Origin of the sequence: Oceanospirillum sp. (assembly GCF_048265165.1) — a bacterium.
GTDB lineage: Bacteria > Pseudomonadota > Gammaproteobacteria > Pseudomonadales > Halomonadaceae > Oceanospirillum.
In genome coordinates, this window is the sequence record NZ_JBLXCD010000005.1 from 140412 (window position 1) to 157030 (window position 16619).

Annotated in this window: 18 protein-coding genes; 4 read left to right on the forward strand and 14 right to left on the reverse strand. The window is 49.4% G+C overall.

All coding sequences use genetic code 11. The features are described from left to right. The first annotated feature begins 60 nt into the window (after positions 1–60). Positions 61–627 carry a YceI family protein gene (locus ACN0R8_RS11435; RefSeq protein WP_417597513.1) on the forward strand — a complete coding sequence of 189 codons (567 nt, stop codon included), beginning with the start codon at positions 61–63 and terminating at the stop codon, positions 625–627. A gap of 142 nt (positions 628–769) precedes the next feature. Beyond that, entirely contained in the window at positions 770–1615 is an 846-nt protein-coding gene (locus tag ACN0R8_RS11440) for a hypothetical protein (protein ID WP_417597515.1), read from the forward strand. 254 nt (positions 1616–1869) lie between these two features. Here ACN0R8_RS11440 and ACN0R8_RS11445 read toward each other — a convergent pair whose 3' ends face one another. From ACN0R8_RS11445 to ACN0R8_RS11500, 12 genes are all read right to left on the reverse strand, one after another. After that, positions 1870–2787 (reverse strand): hypothetical protein, encoded by a 918-nt coding sequence (locus tag ACN0R8_RS11445; RefSeq protein ID WP_417597517.1) that lies wholly within the window; start codon positions 2785–2787, stop codon positions 1870–1872. A 36-nt stretch (positions 2788–2823) separates the two neighbouring features. Next, positions 2824–3729, reverse strand: coding sequence for a metal ABC transporter permease (locus ACN0R8_RS11450; RefSeq protein WP_417597519.1), 906 nt, complete (start codon positions 3727–3729; stop codon positions 2824–2826). After that, complete coding sequence (locus ACN0R8_RS11455) at positions 3726–4487, reverse strand: metal ABC transporter ATP-binding protein (RefSeq protein WP_417597521.1); 762 nt, start codon at positions 4485–4487, stop codon at positions 3726–3728. The genes ACN0R8_RS11450 and ACN0R8_RS11455 overlap by 4 nt, the downstream gene beginning before the upstream one ends. Then, positions 4487–5506, reverse strand: a complete 1020-nt coding sequence (locus tag ACN0R8_RS11460) for a metal ABC transporter solute-binding protein, Zn/Mn family (RefSeq protein WP_417597523.1) — start codon at positions 5504–5506, stop codon at positions 4487–4489. Before ACN0R8_RS11460 ends, ACN0R8_RS11455 begins: the two co-directional genes overlap by 1 nt. Before the next feature lie 31 nt (positions 5507–5537). After that, a complete protein-coding gene (locus ACN0R8_RS11465; protein ID WP_417597525.1) occupies positions 5538–6092 on the reverse strand; it encodes a DUF6162 family protein in 555 nt (184 codons plus the stop codon). After that, positions 6079–6387, reverse strand: a complete 309-nt coding sequence (locus ACN0R8_RS11470; protein ID WP_417597527.1) for a hypothetical protein — start codon at positions 6385–6387, stop codon at positions 6079–6081. Before ACN0R8_RS11470 ends, ACN0R8_RS11465 begins: the two co-directional genes overlap by 14 nt. A gap of 10 nt (positions 6388–6397) precedes the next feature. Beyond that, positions 6398–7231 (reverse strand): DUF4198 domain-containing protein, encoded by an 834-nt coding sequence (locus ACN0R8_RS11475; protein ID WP_417597529.1) that lies wholly within the window; start codon positions 7229–7231, stop codon positions 6398–6400. 26 nt (positions 7232–7257) lie between these two features. Continuing rightward, the gene (locus ACN0R8_RS11480; protein ID WP_417597531.1) at positions 7258–7794 is read right to left on the reverse strand and encodes a DUF2271 domain-containing protein; all 537 of its coding nucleotides are present in this window, start codon (positions 7792–7794) and stop codon (positions 7258–7260) included. Between the two features lie 58 nt (positions 7795–7852). Then, the gene (locus ACN0R8_RS11485; RefSeq protein WP_417597533.1) at positions 7853–8497 is read right to left on the reverse strand and encodes a PepSY-associated TM helix domain-containing protein; all 645 of its coding nucleotides are present in this window, start codon (positions 8495–8497) and stop codon (positions 7853–7855) included. Positions 8498–8712: 215 nt separating this feature from the next. Then, a complete protein-coding gene (locus ACN0R8_RS11490; protein WP_417597535.1) occupies positions 8713–10062 on the reverse strand; it encodes a histidine kinase sensor domain-containing protein in 1350 nt (449 codons plus the stop codon). Then, positions 10062–10829, reverse strand: coding sequence for a response regulator transcription factor (locus ACN0R8_RS11495; protein ID WP_417597537.1), 768 nt, complete (start codon positions 10827–10829; stop codon positions 10062–10064). The genes ACN0R8_RS11490 and ACN0R8_RS11495 overlap by 1 nt, the downstream gene beginning before the upstream one ends. A 127-nt stretch (positions 10830–10956) precedes the next feature. Next, on the reverse strand, positions 10957–11601 hold the full coding sequence (locus tag ACN0R8_RS11500) for an MBL fold metallo-hydrolase (RefSeq protein ID WP_417597539.1): 645 nt from the start codon (positions 11599–11601) through the stop codon (positions 10957–10959). A 358-nt stretch (positions 11602–11959) separates the two neighbouring features. Here ACN0R8_RS11500 and ACN0R8_RS11505 point away from each other — a divergent pair, with 358 nt between their 5' ends. Then, complete coding sequence (locus ACN0R8_RS11505; RefSeq protein ID WP_417597541.1) at positions 11960–14287, forward strand: TonB-dependent receptor domain-containing protein; 2328 nt, start codon at positions 11960–11962, stop codon at positions 14285–14287. A 260-nt stretch (positions 14288–14547) separates the two neighbouring features. After that, on the forward strand, positions 14548–14718 hold the full coding sequence (locus ACN0R8_RS11510) for a hypothetical protein (protein ID WP_417597543.1): 171 nt from the start codon (positions 14548–14550) through the stop codon (positions 14716–14718). Positions 14719–14865: 147 nt separating this feature from the next. Here the strand turns inward: ACN0R8_RS11510 and ACN0R8_RS11515 are convergent, their stop codons facing one another. Beyond that, the gene (locus ACN0R8_RS11515; RefSeq protein ID WP_417597545.1) at positions 14866–15762 is read right to left on the reverse strand and encodes an EamA family transporter; all 897 of its coding nucleotides are present in this window, start codon (positions 15760–15762) and stop codon (positions 14866–14868) included. Next, positions 15759–16586, reverse strand: coding sequence for a phosphonoacetaldehyde hydrolase (gene phnX, locus ACN0R8_RS11520; RefSeq protein WP_417597547.1), 828 nt, complete (start codon positions 16584–16586; stop codon positions 15759–15761). Before phnX ends, ACN0R8_RS11515 begins: the two co-directional genes overlap by 4 nt. Positions 16587–16619: the final 33 nt, after the last annotated feature.

Sequence of the window (16619 nt, forward strand, 5' to 3'; positions counted from 1 at the left end):
AAAGCTGGCTGCCTCAATGAATACACCTGAGACTGACTTAGGGAACACGGAATCAAGACCATGATGAAATCTTTGATTAAACCTGTACTGCTATCTGCTGCACTGATTTCCGGCTCTGCTTTTGCGGCTGACTACAAGGTTGACCCGGCTCACACTGCAATCCTTTTCAAAATCAACCACCTGGGTTTTAGTGAGACCGTCGCGCGCTTTAACTCAATGGCAGGCGAGTACAGCTATGATGAGAAAACCCCTTCTGCATCCAGTATCACTGTAACGATTGATGCAGATAGCTTGGACTCCAACCATGAAGCCCGTGATAAACATATCAAGAGCCCTGACTTCCTGGATACCAAGCAATACCCGGAAATCACTTTCACATCTACCGGTTACCAAGGGGACGCAACTCAAGGTGTCCTAACCGGTGAGTTAAGCCTGCACGGTACCACCAGGACTGTTGATCTGGATATCGTAAAAATTGGCGAGGGTGAAGATCCATGGGGTAACTACCGCAGTGGCTTCAATGGCACAACGACTATTAAACGTTCTGAGTTTGGGGTTGATCAGATGATGGGTGGTATCGGTGACGAGATTAAAGTTGAGCTCTTCATCGAAGGTATCCGTAAGTAACGCATACGCAGATCAGCCAATGGGGCTATATGAACCGAAAGCGCTCAAGGGCGCTTTCTCTGCTTTGGGTTACTAAAGCTTCTCAGTCATACCGATCTTAAGTGCAGACATTGACTCTGCACTCCAACAAGGACACCCAAGTATGTACGGTGAATCCGTTTCCCCGCTGATGATGCTGTTGCCGGTTGTCGTTTATCCAATGCTGGCAGCACTGGTAATCAGCTTGATCCTCTTTAAGCTGGCACAGTCCGGCAAAGTCAAAGCCGCATACTGGCTGGCACCGCTGGTGATCTGGCTAGCTTGGCTGACCGCGGCTCAGGGTATTCACACCCGCTGGAGCTTCCCTCCCCGTCAAGCGATGGATTGGCTACTACTGATGCCACTCATTCCAGCTCTGGCGATTCGCACGCCACAGAATATTCGTATGGCAGGCTTTGGCGTTGCTCTGGTACTCAGCTTTGCAGTCGTCGCTCAACCTATTGTGGGCCGAATGTCACTAATTGAGATGATAAGTCACGCCATCGGCGGCTTACTGGTTGCAGGTATCGCATTGATGGCTGCGGAACGTCAGCACAACAGCTTCCGCTTTCCGGTCAGCCTGATCGTTATGATGACGATGTCAGCCCTGGTAACCGGTATCTCAAGCTCGCTATCGTTGGCTCAGATGATAGGTGGGATCTGTGCGGCATTAGGTGCGGTCTGGCTTATGGCTCTGATTCTCAAAACTGAACACCACATACCATTATTGATTGCACGGGGCTCATTGGCGGTCTGGCTTATGGTACTGGCTTATGCGCACTACTACGCAGATGTCAGCATATGGGCGCTTCTGTTGCTGGCACTACCTTTACTGATTAAGTGGCCATCTGCTAACCGTCAAAAAGCTCCACGGTCGCGGTGGAAAGACTTGGCAGAAACAGTACTTGCCAGTGTCATCCCTGGCTTGCTGGCACTCTGGCTGGTTTGGCCAGAACAGCCTCTGTACTGAATTATATCTGTTGAGCCTGTATTTGACTTTATTGCGACAAATTGTCTCTGTGACACTTCGCCTAATGTGACACCAGGCCACATTTCCATCCCAGGGCAGAGCGTTAAAATAGCACTCAACCATTAACAAACCATTAGCAGCGGCTAACTCCCGATTCCTCCCGGAACCCTATTGATCGGTCAATCAGTAAGGTTCCGGCGGGATTAGCTTTAAACAAAAATCTTTCAGAAGATCCACTACCGAACTCGGATCAACTACTGAACCTGTTGCAGCTTGTTCAGGTTAACTTCTAACCAGTCAGATAGAGACCCACTCTCAAATCGGTTCAGTCCGTTAACTACCCATAAATTTGGCTCAGCTGAAGCTTTTTTACCTTCTTCAATCCACAAGCAGCGAAAACCGTCAAGGTCATCCGTTTTATCCTCCGCCAACATCGGCAGACTCAAGCTCTGTAACATAGGGTGCAGGGCGCTATCATCGCTACAAACCCCATCCCAGCCCTGTTGCCAGAGCATATCATCCAGTTTGAGAGCAAACCCGGTAATCTGTTCTACCGCACGCTGCTGGTTCTGCTGAATTAACGGCTGATGCTCTGGCCAGATACGACTGAAGTCGTCTGATAGAATACTCACCATCACTTTCAAATTAGCCGGATTTAACCAGAAAAAATCCAGTGCTGATTCTCCGGCAGCACGACTGATACGGGCACCATCCGGCTTAAGCTGTATCGCCATATCAACAGGAATAACCGCAATATTACGCTGTCGAAGATTTGAATACACAGAACCTTCCGGCCAGATAGACGCCGTTTCAACAACGGCACGATAACGTGGCAGATCCGCTAATTCACCAGCCATTTTTTTGTCGATCCAGTAACGAATCCTGCTTACCGGGTAACGTTTTGCCGGAAGATAGTCCACCTGCACCCCTGTTCCGGCCAATAGGGATTTACTTAATAAATGCGCTACGGGCAATACTGTGGCTAAAGATTCCGGCTCAGACTCATCAACAAAAGAACCAGATGCTGCTGCAGTACGGCTCAGCACTAATAACAGCGTCCCCAGAACCAATGCAAACACCAAAAGCGAGGGCAGATAGCTCTGTATGCTTCGATGGAGGGACGTGCTCTTCTTATCTGAAGATAGTGATATTTTTTTCAGAGTACCAGGCATACAGAGTTCTCCAGTAAAAGACGGTAAAACCAGTGATTAACCATTCGCCTGAGTTTGCAGCCAACCCAACTGGCGCAACAGGACCACCACAAGAAAGAGACTACTCGCCAACAAAACAATGGCGGCCCCGGATGGGATGGGAATCTCAAAAGCCATTGGTAGCACAACGCCAGCCACACAGCTTCCAGTGGAAATTATAAGTGTGCGAATAAAGAAGCCCCGCAAGTTATGGCTGATCAGACGCGCCGTTGTCGCTGGGATCAACAGCAGAGCTCCCACTAAAACGGCACCAATGATCTTGACCGCCGCCACCGTGATTAAAGCGATCAGCAGTACAAAGCCATAGTCCAGTAATGTGACACGGGCCCGTCGTCCTCCCGCCCCCTGAACCCGAGCCAGCTCAGGCTGCAGAGCCGACATTAGGGCCTGATTACCATAACGCCAGATCATAACCCAGCTAACAAGGCTGATAAGTCCCAGTAGAATCAAGTCATTAGGGGTGACGGTCAGGATAGAACCAAAGAGTACATTTTCCAGAATATGGACATTAACCATTTTGGCAACATAGAGCAGCAGAGCGGCACCAAGGGCGATAGCAAAGGCCAGAAACACACCAACCAATGCATCATAGGGAACCTGTGTCCGGCTTTTTACCCAGTGCAGAATCAATGCAAAGCTCAGACAGAAACCAAACAGCGCAGCGATCGGCTGTGTCGCCGGTTCTCCAAGCAAAATACCAACGGCAACACCGGTCAAAGCGCCATGGCCCACCGCTTCTGAAAAGAAGGCTAAACGTTTAACCACCACCAGCGTACCCAAAGCCCCTAACAAAGGGCCGACCATCACAGCCGCAATCAATGCATAGGTTACAAAAGGGTACTGAAATATTTCCGGTAGCCAGCCCTGCTCAACACCGGAAGCCAGCCATTGTTGCATTATCATATCTGTGCGACTCCAAGAGGCACTACCAAACCATCGTCAACAGGCGCAGGAGCAATCACCATGATATTGCCATCGCATATCCGAACCTCCTGATCCGCATGTGCTGTAACAAACTCAATATCATGATGCACCATAAGCAAGGTGCAGCCCTGTGCTTTTAGTTGCAGAATTAATTGCAGAATCTGCCCCTGTGCTTCCTGATCCAGACCGTTCATAGGTTCATCAAGAAACCAAAGGGTCGCCTCCTGGGCCAATGCCCGGGCAAACAAAAGCCGCTGACGCTCGCCACCGGAGAGCTGGCCGATTTTTCGGTTGCGCTTTTGCTCAAGGCCGACACGGCTCAAAAGCTGTTCAAGACGTTGCTGTTCTTTAACCGGCGGCTTACGAAAAAAGATACGCGGCTGAATACTGGTCAGAAGATAGTCTTCCACAGTGATCGGCAACGTCGCATCAAAGGCTTCTAACTGAGGGATATAGGCTACTTTATCCACTTGATTCGGACTGTTTTCAGGCCATAACCAGCAGATTTCCCCCTGGTGCGGCATCAGTCCCGCCAGGCATTTAAGCAGTGAGGATTTACCGGCCCCGTTGGCACCGGTCAACATATGCAGCTGGCCGGCAGCCAGTGTCATACTGACCGGATTAAACAGCATGTTACCCCCAAAACTTAGGCTAAGCTGATCCAGATGAAGCGCCGGTCCTAATTTAACCTTCGGGTCACTGTTAACAGAAACGTCAGATACCGTTAACGCATTCATCACAACACCTCAGGCTTGGTGGATTCAGAAGAGACTGAGACACCGGCCGCTGCAGATTCCAGCTCTAATTCCAATGCTTTATTAAGCGCCTTGGTCAGGGTTTTAAGATTTTGCTCCATCTCCCGATAGACCTTATCTTTTTCAAACTCCCCATGGGTCATATGAGAGAAATGGTACAGGCGAACTCCGGTGGCCGTTTCGATGGTTTTCACATAGCGGTTATCCATATCCAGCTCCGTAAACAGCAGATTAACGTTAGCTTTTCGGATACGTTCAATGGTTTTCTGCAGCTGTGTTGCACTGGGTTCAACGCCATGAGCTGGCTCGATAACCGTATCAATGCCGATACCAAACTCCTGCAGAAAATAACCGTAGGCATTATGGGTGCTGGCAATTCGGATACCGCTCAGATCTTTACCCTTGAAAGACCTAAGATAATGATTCTTCAACTGGCGTAATGACCGGGCATAGAGCAGCGCATTTTTCTGGAAATAGCGGGCGTTATCCGGATCAAGTAAGCCTAGCTCCCGAGCGATGGTATAGACCTGTCGAATCGCAGCATCAATAGAAACAAATGTATGAGGATTCCAGGCGTTTCGGGTATTTGCTGCAGCCAGTAAAGGCACATTCTTATTGGCATAGATCAGTGTTAGCTGCTCTTCCAGCACGGGCTGACTATGCATCAGTTTTTCAACGGCCTGAACAGCGAATTCATCGTGACCGATCCCGTTCAGAACCAAGGCATCCATCTTCATCAGGCGATTCAGATCCGATGGCTGCAACTCATAACTGTGCGGGTTAAAACCTGCTTCAACCAACGGCAGAATATCGGCCCGGTCACCAACAACATGGGCAACATAACTGTAATAAGGATGCAATGCGATGCCGATCTGAAGACGTTTTTCTGCGGCATCAACACCCACCGACAGAAATGAAAGAACCAGCAAAATAAGCCAACTACCCCTGGTTTTGAGGCGATTCAGAGAAGGATCGACGTGTAAAGCAGATAAGAGAGACACAACAAGGCTCCTGCCGAACATCTGTGTTCGGCTAAAATTCTGATAGTTGGTGTTGCCATTGATCCGTCAGATGACAAGGATCGGAACTGAGTGGCGAAGAGCGGCTGTAGATCTGAGCAGGCAATGTAAAATCATCACTCATCAGCAGCATAAAATAGCTATGATCTTTGACTGACACGCCCAGATAACAGCCCGCTTCAGGGCTGCTCCAGTCGTACAGCGATGCACCGACTTCATCAGAAAAAGGAGGGATCAGAAAGTCCTCCAGTGCTTCAATATCCGGCCACGCAATCTGATCAGAGCTGGCAACGGTCTCCCCCTCAGCGATAAAACGGATTTCACTGGCAGCACTACTTAACTGAGTAAGCAGTGCTTTCTGATCCGTATTCAGGCTAAGGTGAGAAACAACCGGTGATACTGGTGCCTGATTTATCCAGACGCCTATACCGCTGATCAGTAGAATAATCAGCAAAACCAGCAGTACCCAACGGGTTTCCCGCTGACCGTTCAAGGGGTGAATCTGCTGAACCATACCGGCCTCAGCTTTTGTTACAGAACGACCCGAAGCAGAATCAGAGTTCGTCATAGTCGATCTCTACCGGTTGCTCGTGGCCGGAATCAAAGCGAATGTAATACTCACCTTCAGGTGCAGAAAACTCCACAGCAGATGCCGAATCAGTTTTCAGCTGCAACAAGATCTCGTCATCATAATCGAGCACCGTCACAGGCTTATTCACAGTCAAACTGCCATCGCTGAAACCGGTTTCGCATCGAATCATTCCGTTTTCCAGCTCACAGGTCATGATTGGAAAGTGCGCCTGCACCGTTTGGCTCAGCAGACCCACAACCACCAAAAACAGAGCTTTCGTTACAGCCTTCATCTTATTATTCCTAAGGTAACTGAGTATCGAACGTCATATAAAGCAAAGAGCTTTCGCTATCGGCACGCTCAGATTGACGCTTATGATCAACTTTTGCCGTCAGGTACCAAGGACCAACGATTTCAGGTGTAAACGTCAGCATACCCTCACTATCGGTTTTCAGCTTCTGCATCATACGGTCATTACGGTACTTGGTGTTATGCGGTGTCAGCTCGATCTCAACGTCTTTCGCTGGCTTACCATCAACAAAAAACTGAAAATTCACTTCATCACCAGCCACCACATCACTGGGGTGTGTTGGTCCCGCAATCTCAAGGCCTTTACCGGTCAGTTCCAGCACTTTTTCATCCGGTGCCTGCCATGTGATATAGGCTACCGTGCTGACATTAAACTGTTTTGTTACAACATCCTTAGCACCCTTAGGCAGTTGTGCCTGAGCTTCCTGCTTATCAGCAAAAATACGTTTTTTTGCGCCACGCTTATTCGTATAGAAAGTGAAATAAACCGTTGGACGCTTCAGCTCCATTTTCCAGGTACCGGGCTGATCAATTTCCAGGTCAAAAACGCTGCGACGATGACCTTTGAAATAGCTACCCAGACGTTGCTTGCCGCCTTCCGGAGTAAAAATCGAGATACGATCCAAGCCCAAAGCTTTGTCAGGGCTGAAGATCGTATGTGACGCAGAAGCATCAACGGTAATCCACTCCGATTTCTCACCGGAAAGGTTGTATTCATGGGGCAGCAGCCACATGGGGTGTGCCTGGGTTAAAGAGCTGACACCCAAGACCATAGCTGTGGCCAGAGCAGCTTTTCTGCTCCAGCTTTTCAGTGTAGATTTCAACATGATATACCTTCCTTTATGTACTTAATTTATGGTTGGGCGATCTCAACAGCACCCAGCTCTTTACCCGCTTTGATACGATAATGTGCATCCGTGTCCGGCAAAGTGAACTTCTGCTTCATCAGACTTCGGCTGCCATGTTCCCGTGATGCTTCCAGCACCAGCTGATACTCACCCGGTACAACAGAATTGCCTTTACTGTCTGTACCATCCCAAACGATCTGATAGTCACCAGGGCCACGGGTTGCTCCTGTTGCACCATCAATATCACCCTCTTGGTAACGCCCTGTTTTGCGCCACCAGCGGCGAAGATCCTTCAGCCATTTTTTATCGCCATGCCACACCGCCAAGGTTTTTACCGCCTTACCCCGTGAGGTTTCTACCCAGACAGCGGTATAGGGTCGCTGATACTGACCTGTCTTAATCTCCGGCAAGCTAAAGCTGATCTGCAGCGTGTCACCTTGCGCCTGAGCGGGTTGCGCCAGCACCGCCAGTAAACAAGCGCCTGCAGCAAGGCCTGCAGAGACACGCATCAGGCTTCGCAACAACGTACCTTGATTCATCATTTATCTGACCCCCAGAGTCCAGTGTAAAAAGCAATCCTACTCAACATTCAAAATGTGATTACAGGGTGTGCCAGTAAAGAAAAAGAAACAGCACTAACCCGACACCACTGACAGAAAAAGCCCTTCGACGCCGCTTCTTTTGCGGCAGCAATAGCCAGAAGCCACTCAGTGTAAACAGCAGCAATATCACAGCGGAGAAATCGATAAACCCCCGCCACAGATCTCCGGTATTGCGCCCTTTATGCAGATCATTCAACTGGTGCACCAGACTGGCATCTTTACGCTCCAGAATCATAGCGCCGCCAATAAGATCAAACTCAGCAATGCTATACCCCCCGGGCTGCTGTATATCTGCCACCAGAAAAGCTTCGTCAGCATCCCAATCCAGGCTTAACTCCTGCCCTTTAACCTGATATTGATCACGAATCCAACTCAGCAACGGCACCGCCAGCTGCAAGGCATCAATCTGATCCGGTTCATTGGCATTAAGGTCCAGCGTTTGTTGCGCCTGATCCAGTAAACCTTGCGGGATATCCGCTTCAATTAACCGGGCTGGTTCTGAAGAACGAAACCAGTCAGGATGATTCAGCGTGATACCTGTGATTGTGAAAAACAGCATAATGAAAAGCATCGCCATGGAGCTGTAGATATGGATCACCCGAACCGTGCGGGCAGGAAACAGAGCAGCAAGTTTATCCAGCACAAAAAAACCTTAAAATTTAACATCAGGCGCAACGATCCACTGCCCGCTTAGAGAGCAGACAGAAAACGGCATACGACTGATAACAATTATCAATAAGCTTATTTTGCTGTGAAATTCAAACGGGGAAAACGAAATTTACACTCTTTACCTTAATACAGGCTGCTGAATGCCTGATCATAAAGCGCCTGACAACACCCCCAACCTTAACAATCAGATCAACGGGGCAGCACCAAGGAGACCATAAGCCCGGCTCCGGGATAGTTCTCTGCTTTAAGGCTGCCACCTAAACGACTGACCTGCTTACGGGCGATTGCAAGACCTAAACCAAAACCTCCCCGCTGTCTGGCGCGGGCCTTATCCAGTCTGAAAAAGGGATGAAAAATCTTTTCCAACTGAGCCTCAGGAACCCCCGCCCCTTGATCCAGAACCCGAACAACAAAGCACTCGGGGCCGGGCTCAACACAAACGGTCAGCCCGCAACCTTCAGGGCTGTGAATAAGGCCATTACGAATAATATTTTCAAGACTCTGGCTCAGAGCCAGTGTATTGCTTCGGGTTAACAGGAGGTCTTTTGCATAACGACGCTTAATAACGCTGCCAGATAATTTACTCGCGAACTCAAATTCAGCATCATCACAGATAACATCAAGCAGCTGATCCAGCTTTACCTCTTCCTGCAGATGTTCCGGCAGATTTCGGCGCTGCTCATTGTCCAGCCAAGCCAGTGTCATGGCATCATCAATCAGCTGGTTTATCAGGCCGATCTCCTTATCAATTTTGGCGCGCTTCAGTTCATCAGGCCAATCACTCCCCTGCACCAGCCTCATACGCGCCAGCGGAGTTCTTAATTCATGGGAAAGATCACCAATCAGCTGTCGTTGAGAACTGACCAGTAGCTGAATCCGCTCTGCCATCTCATCAAAAGACGTTGCCAATACGGCCAGCTCATCCTGCCGCCTGCCCAGCTGCGGGCGTACCGGCTGCACAACCTCTTTAAAGGCCAGGTCCTTAGCCGCTGTTTTCAGAATATTAATGGGGCGTATCAGGTGCCGGTAAAGCCAGCGGGTAAAAAAGAAGAGCACGCTCAGCGGGAGTACCCAGACAAGGCCAATATGCCACAGGGCGAGGTTAGGCCGTGGATGCATACTTTCCGGAAGACGCAGCACCAAGCTTGCAGTATGGTCCTTAAAAGGAATACCGATCAGCACTTCACGCCACACCGTGTGCACGGGCCAATCCAGCTTCCGCTGAAAGCTAAGCCCTCCGAGATACTCTTCCGGTACATGCGTACCCAGTGCAGCATTCAGCTTAGGCGTAATAACGGCCGCCCAGGTATCATGCTTTTCGTTGATTTCAGCGATCAACTGGTGCATCCCTTCCTCGTTGCCCGCCTGGTAGAGCTCGCTGGCGCGCCAGGCATAATCAGACAGCACCTGCTGGTGCTCCGGCTTGATACGGGTCAGGTGTCGTGAAATTAAATCTTCAGCTTTATGCATTGCTGCAAATAACAGAAGGGTGCCCAGACAGATCCCTAATACCAGCAACACATAAAGACGCCGACTCATCAGTAACGATACCCCTGACCACGAACCGTCTGAATCAGACCCGCATCCGGCAGATAGCGACGAATTTTGTTGCGCAGATTACTGATATGCATATCGAGACTTCGGTCATAACGACTGAAAGAGCGATTAAGCACCAACTGATAAAGATATGGTCTGCTAAGCACTTCATCTTTCTGTTTCAGCAGAAGCCAAAGCAACTCAAATTCAACCGGTGTCAGATCCAGCTTTTTAAGAGATTCACCTGAGACATTACGCACCCAGGCACGCTTCTCTTTTTTGCATAACTGCAGATAAACATCGGCCAATTCAGCATTATCGTCCGGTGATGCAGCTGCATAACAGCGGCGCAAAAGAACCTGAATACGAAGAATCAGCTCCTGCATACTGAAGGGCTTTGGCAGATAGTCATCTGCGCCGGAATGAAAACCACGGATTCTATCCTGCTCTTCACCCAGAGCCGATAACAGGATAACCGGGGTATCTTTCTCACCGGCACGCAAACGATTCAGTAAACTTAAGCCATCCAGTCCTGGCAGCATGACATCCAGCAAGATCACCTGATGCAACCCGGACAAAGCTGCATCCAGACCAGCTTCACCATCGCAGCAAAGATCAACGGTGTACCCCTGCTGCTGCAACGATGTCTGAACCAGATTGCTGACCTCTTCATCATCCTCAACCAGCAGAATTCTGCAAGCTAACGAAGCACTACGACCAGCATCGTGTTTATCATTTTCTGGGATATGCGGATCAAATTTAGCGTTCATTACCCACCTCAACAGTACAAAAGTGTGGGCTATTATATTTGTTTGATAATGATTATCAAAACCAAAAGTTAATCGAAAGCAATAACACAGCTACATTCGAAGCACTTAAGTTCCCGAAACCGATTTTCTAGCCAAAATTAGGGTCACTGCAGAAAGGATTACTCTTGCGCTCCTGGCCAAAAGTCGACATAGGGCCATGACCGGGAATAAATTGAATATCGTCCCCCAGAGGAAAAAGTTTTTCACGGATCGAGTGAATCAAATCCTCATGATTACCTTTCGGGAAATCTGTTCGACCAATGGAGCCCTGAAACAGAACATCGCCTACCTGTGCCAGTCGGGATTTTTCATGGAAGAACACCACATGTCCCGGTGTATGACCAGGGCAATGAAGTACCTGAAAACACTCATCGCCCAGCTCAACGTTATCGCCATCGTTCAGCCAGCGAGTTGGCTTAAAGGGCTGCGCCGAGGGAAAACCAAACATTTGACTCTGCTGGGCAAGCCCGTCAATCCAGAACTCGTCATCTTTGTGAGGACCAATAATGGGCAGACTCAACTTTGCTGCTAACTCACCGGTAGCTCCGGCATGATCAATATGCCCATGGGTCAACCAGATCTGAGTCAGCTTCAGGTTAAGGTCGGACACCCGAGTCAGAATCTTTTCCAGATCGCCTCCGGGGTCGATTACTGCGGCATCTTTTGTACGATCACACCATAATAATGTGCAATTCTGCTGAAAACCGGTAACCGGGATAATCTCATACTGCATAGAAAAGCCTCTGGGCTGATAAACTCATTGATATGCCTCGTCCACTAATGACACGCTGACAATATGCCATCTATTGTCCCTTGCCATTATTTACAATTCAATCACTGCCCCCGGCAGATTCTTACAGTTCTTAACAGTCAGTTCTCCTGAAAACCCGCTATCAGCCTGATGCTGATGAAGAAAAATTAAGAAAGGTTAACAAGCTTGCCCCTTCCTACCATCTACGATATGTAAAGAATGTAAATGATAATGTTTTTTATTTGCAAAGGCATTAACCTTCCGCCCCAAGTTAATACACTCACAAAGCTGGGCAAAGTTCACTGCTGTCCGGTCTAAATAAACAGATAGGGGCTAACGAATGAAGACTGTTTTTCGTCCTGTTGTACTGGGGCTGAGTGCAGCGATTGCTGCCGTCGTACACGCTGATGATCAGGTAAATATGGATTCTGTGGTGGTTACCGCTGCAGGCTTTGAGCAGAAACTTACCGATGCACCGGCCAGTATTTCGGTTATTACCGAAGAGCAGCTTCGTTCCCGTCCATACACAACACTTCTGGATGCAGTAAAAGATCTGGAAGGTGTTGACGTTGGTGAAACCCGGGATAAAACCGGCCAGGGCACCATCTCCATGCGGGGTATGGGTTCTGACTATACGCTAATCCTGATCAATGGCCGTCGTCAGAACAACCATGGCGATATTTATCCTAATAACTTTGGTGGCAATCAGTTCAACCATATTCCTCCTCTGGATGCTATTGAGCGGATCGAAGTCATCCGCGGCCCAGCTTCAACACTATACGGTGCTGACGCCATGGGTGGTGTGATCAACGTGATCACCAAACGTGATGCTGAGAAATGGTCAGGTTCGATTACAGCAAGTCGTACTATGCAGACCAATGATGACTATGGCGACGATACGACGCTCGATTTTTCCGTTATGGGGCCTATCGTACCTGGCAAGCTGACCATGGGTCTTCGCGGCAGCATCTATGACAAAGAATCCTCAACACCCGACTATGCTGATGTCACCGACCCATCCGGCACCGTTCATGAACGGGAGCTGGGCTTTGGTAGTGGTGGTAAAACCGTTGATAACACCAATAAAGCCGGTGGCCTGAGCCTGATCTTTACCCCTGATGATCGCCAAACGATTTCCTTCGATTATGATGCATCCAATCAGGTTTATGACAACGAAGGTAGCCAGGTCGGTACCGTCGATAGCATTGATCGCCTTTGGTATAAAGACAGCTCCCCACGTACCGGCTACAAGGATGAGCAAGAGTTTAATCGTGAGGAATGGGCCCTAAGCCATGAAGGTCACTGGGGCGATATCATGAGCCTGGTGAGCTTCTCCAGCCTGAGCACGACCAATGATGGCCGGACACTGCCCTTAACCGCAGAAGAGCGTGCGGATATGAATCTGATGTACGCTGCAGCCAAGGGTACAGCTGCTGCTGGTAACCCCTATGCCGGTATGTCAAAAGCAGAACTGCAAACACTGTCCGGTGAGAAGTATCTGCCTCGCCCAGATCGGGAAATGGAAAGCCGTCAGTACACATTGGATGGCAAACTGGATATCCCCTTAGGCGACCATCAGGTTATTACCGGTTTTCAGCTGATTCGCGGTGAGCTGGAAGACGGCGTTTTTGGAATGTATGGCGACGCCTATAAAGCAGGTGAAGTGCAGGAACACAATATGTGGTCTCTGTTTGCGGAAGATAACTGGGCAATGACTCAGGACTTCACTTTGACTGCAGGCTTACGTTATGACGACCACGACACCTTTGGTGGTCAGTTCAGTCCTCGCCTGTATGGTGTATATGCACTGGCAGACAGCTGGACCGTTAAAGGTGGTGTCAGTACCGGTTATAAAACCCCTAAAACAACCGACCTTTTCCAGGGAATTACAGGCTTTGGTGGTCAGGGCACCAGTCCATTTGTAGGTACACCGGATCTGGAACCGGAAACCAGTGTCAGCTCCGAGCTGGCCGTTTACTGGCAACACCCGGTTAAACGTCACAGCTTTAACGCTACGGTCTTCCAGAATAACTTCAAAGATAAAATCCAAAGCCAGGGTGACCTGAGCAGCTGTGAAGCAACCGGCGGCGTAGAACCTTGTGCGGATATCGGTAATGGCTGGGAAGACCTTGGCTACGACAGCTTTACCAAGAAGGTAAATATTGATAAAGCAACCATTCAGGGCTTAGAACTGGCGGGTAGCTATGAGATTATACCAACACTTTCTGTACGGGCTAACTACACCTACACCGATAGTGAACAGAAAAGCGGCGCACAGGAAGGTTATCCTCTGACCGGTACCGCCAAGCATATGGCTAACGCGACCCTGGACTGGATGGCTCGGGATGACCTGAATGTCTTCCTGTCACTGGAAGCTCGCAGTAAGCGTTTCCGTGGTCTGAACCGAAGCAACGAAGTTGATGCCGGTAAAGATGGCGATATCTACTACAAAAGCTATGAAGTACTGCACCTGGGTGCTGCCTGGCAGGCGATGGATAACCTGACACTGACAGGCCGTGTTAATAACCTGCTGGATCAGGACTTTACCAGCCAATCAGTTTCCTTTGAAGATAACGGTGACGGCACTTACGAACCAACTTACTACGATGATTACAACAACAAAGATAAATCACGTAACTTCTGGTTCTCAGCGAATGTGACCTTCTAATCCTGACTCTACCAATCGACGTATCCCTTAGCGCCCCTCTGTGGGCGCTTTTTTATGGCAATCACCTGCCATAAATAAATGACGTAATAATTAGCCACGTAAAACAGTAAGAAAAAACAGCATTTAGTTGGCAACTATTTCCCTATAGGTTAGTCTCAAAGTGTACATAGTATTTATATCCCCGATCTTAACGTTGGGTAACACATGATCCGGCTAAAGCAAAACCACCCACTTTAGCGCGTTGTACAGGAGAGTTCCCTATGGCCTTAGAAATGATGGTTTCTTTGATTTTAACTGCAGTAATCGGCACCGGTCTGTGGATGAGCCTGCAACAGCTGGCACAGAAGTCAAAAGCGGTTCGTATTAAAGCCGATCATGTGCGTAAAGATCGCTGGGACAACCCTAATCCCCGTAACCACAGCGATTACTGATAGGCATGCTTAGAGTCTATTGCAGTTCAGCTATTACAGATTAAAACTAAATTCTGAGCTGAACTGCCTGCTGACTGCCAGAGCTGAAGAATTTGCCCCACATCCCCCTCCCTGAAATAGCATATAAGATCAGTGTTCATGCTGTGACTACAGGCTGATCAATACAACACCGAAAAAAATCAGACTAACCGACACCACTCTTAAACGGTTCAGTTGCTCCTTGAGCAGAACAACACTCGCGATAACTCCTAAAACAATACTGATCTGCCGGAAGGCGACGACAAAGCTAGCTTCATCCACCAATGCAAAGCTGGCCAGAATCATCAGATAAGTCAGCATGATAAAAAGTCCTGCCCAGATCATCCATTTTGGCGCCTGGATCAGACGAAACACCTGCCGACGCTCCTCTTGATAGAACATAGCCCAGGGAGCCAGCCATAACAGGCAGGTCATCCCCTGTAAAAGCACATAACTTGCCCCAGCCTGGTAAGGGTTCATACCCACATCTTTCTGCAAAATGTTGATACCATGGGCATCAACAAGTGAGTAGCCCGTTGTTCCGGCGGCGGCAAGAAGTACAAATAGAATGGAGGGCTGCAGGTAAGCCCGCCAGTGCCAATCCCTTAGGCGGTTAAGGGGTAATAGCAAAGCCCCAGCCACAATAAGAATCAGAGCCGGAAAATGCCTGCTGTCGATTTGGCTACCCTGTTCCGACAAGCTGTAACAAAGCGGCACAAAAACAACAGGCAGCGCCCGGGCAAGCGGATACGATACTGACAGATCACCGCTTTTATAAGCCCGTGCCAACCCAGTCAGATAGATCGCCTGAAAGAAGCCTGAAAAAATCAGCCATAGCCAAAAAGGGTGATTCCAATCCGGCAGAGCAACAGGATTTAACCATAGCCAGGGAGAGAGCAGCAGAACCCCAAAGAAGGTACTGATCACAAAGAACGCCTGGCTGGGTGACTGCTGCTTACCGATCAGATTCCAGCCGGCATGCAGGCAGGCTGAAATCAGTACCAGTACCAGAGCTTCCGGATTCAAGGGGCATCGCCAGCGGCCAGACGCTCCTGGATCTCCATCAGGCAGGGCACGACATCGGCGATGGAGTCCACCACATAATGTGCACCGGCCTGATAAAAGCGCTGATACGCTGCACGGCGATGCACCTGCTGCTGATCTTCTGGCAGTGCCTGCCACTCATCAAGGGTCAGGCCCACTTCGTTACCGCTGACCGCCACGCCGATGGTCCACATACCGGCAGACAAGCCTTCATCGATACCGGTCAAGGTGTCGTCGATTTTCACGCAGGCAGCCACATCGCTCACGCCCAGTTCAATGGCGTTTTTCAGCGCCATATGCGGATAAGGGCGGCCTTTTGGCACATCAGTGGCACAGACATTACTATCCGGGCTGTAACCCTGCTCGGCAGCGGAAGCCAGCAGACCTTCGATCATACGGTCGGCGTAGCCGGTATTGGCACCGATAGCGATCCCCAGCTCACGACACCAGGCCAGCGTATCCTTAAGACCCGGAATCAGCTGACCACACTGGGCGATCGCGTCGATCTGCAGCGGCACAAATTCTTCATACATACGGTCAATATCCGCAGTTGTCGGCTCGGCACCATGGGCTGAAATCCAGGCTTCGCGTACACGGGGCATCGCACACAGCTGACGGATATGTTCACGCTTTTCTGCGCCCATAGGGGCGCGGGCTTCAGCGATGGTGATCGGGGTTTTATTCTGTTCAAACAGGCGACGGAAAGCGTGAATCGGTGCCATAGAACCGAAATCCACAGTCGTACCGGCCCAATCCATAATCACTGCCTGCAGGGGGCCCATATAACGACGGGTAAACTGATACATAATAAAAATCCTTAAACTAAATAAGTAAAAATT

Bases quoted from the DNA above. Each gene is read 5' to 3' on its own strand.
- ACN0R8_RS11505 (WP_417597541.1), top strand. From the start codon at position 11,960: ATGAAGACTGTTTTTCGTCCTGTTGTACTGGGGCTGAGTGCAGCGATT.
- ACN0R8_RS11440 (WP_417597515.1), top strand. From the start codon at position 770: ATGTACGGTGAATCCGTTTCCCCGCTGATGATGCTGTTGCCGGTTGTC.
- ACN0R8_RS11510 (WP_417597543.1), top strand. From the start codon at position 14,548: ATGGCCTTAGAAATGATGGTTTCTTTGATTTTAACTGCAGTAATCGGC.
- ACN0R8_RS11495 (WP_417597537.1), bottom strand. From the start codon at position 10,829: ATGAACGCTAAATTTGATCCGCATATCCCAGAAAATGATAAACACGAT.
- phnX (WP_417597547.1), bottom strand. From the start codon at position 16,586: ATGTATCAGTTTACCCGTCGTTATATGGGCCCCCTGCAGGCAGTGATT.
- ACN0R8_RS11480 (WP_417597531.1), bottom strand. From the start codon at position 7,794: ATGATGAATCAAGGTACGTTGTTGCGAAGCCTGATGCGTGTCTCTGCA.
- ACN0R8_RS11455 (WP_417597521.1), bottom strand. From the start codon at position 4,487: ATGAATGCGTTAACGGTATCTGACGTTTCTGTTAACAGTGACCCGAAG.
- ACN0R8_RS11475 (WP_417597529.1), bottom strand. From the start codon at position 7,231: ATGTTGAAATCTACACTGAAAAGCTGGAGCAGAAAAGCTGCTCTGGCC.
- ACN0R8_RS11435 (WP_417597513.1), top strand. From the start codon at position 61: ATGATGAAATCTTTGATTAAACCTGTACTGCTATCTGCTGCACTGATT.
- ACN0R8_RS11470 (WP_417597527.1), bottom strand. From the start codon at position 6,387: ATGAAGGCTGTAACGAAAGCTCTGTTTTTGGTGGTTGTGGGTCTGCTG.
- ACN0R8_RS11450 (WP_417597519.1), bottom strand. From the start codon at position 3,729: ATGATAATGCAACAATGGCTGGCTTCCGGTGTTGAGCAGGGCTGGCTA.
- ACN0R8_RS11490 (WP_417597535.1), bottom strand. From the start codon at position 10,062: ATGAGTCGGCGTCTTTATGTGTTGCTGGTATTAGGGATCTGTCTGGGC.
- ACN0R8_RS11465 (WP_417597525.1), bottom strand. From the start codon at position 6,092: ATGACGAACTCTGATTCTGCTTCGGGTCGTTCTGTAACAAAAGCTGAG.
- ACN0R8_RS11500 (WP_417597539.1), bottom strand. From the start codon at position 11,601: ATGCAGTATGAGATTATCCCGGTTACCGGTTTTCAGCAGAATTGCACA.
- ACN0R8_RS11445 (WP_417597517.1), bottom strand. From the start codon at position 2,787: ATGCCTGGTACTCTGAAAAAAATATCACTATCTTCAGATAAGAAGAGC.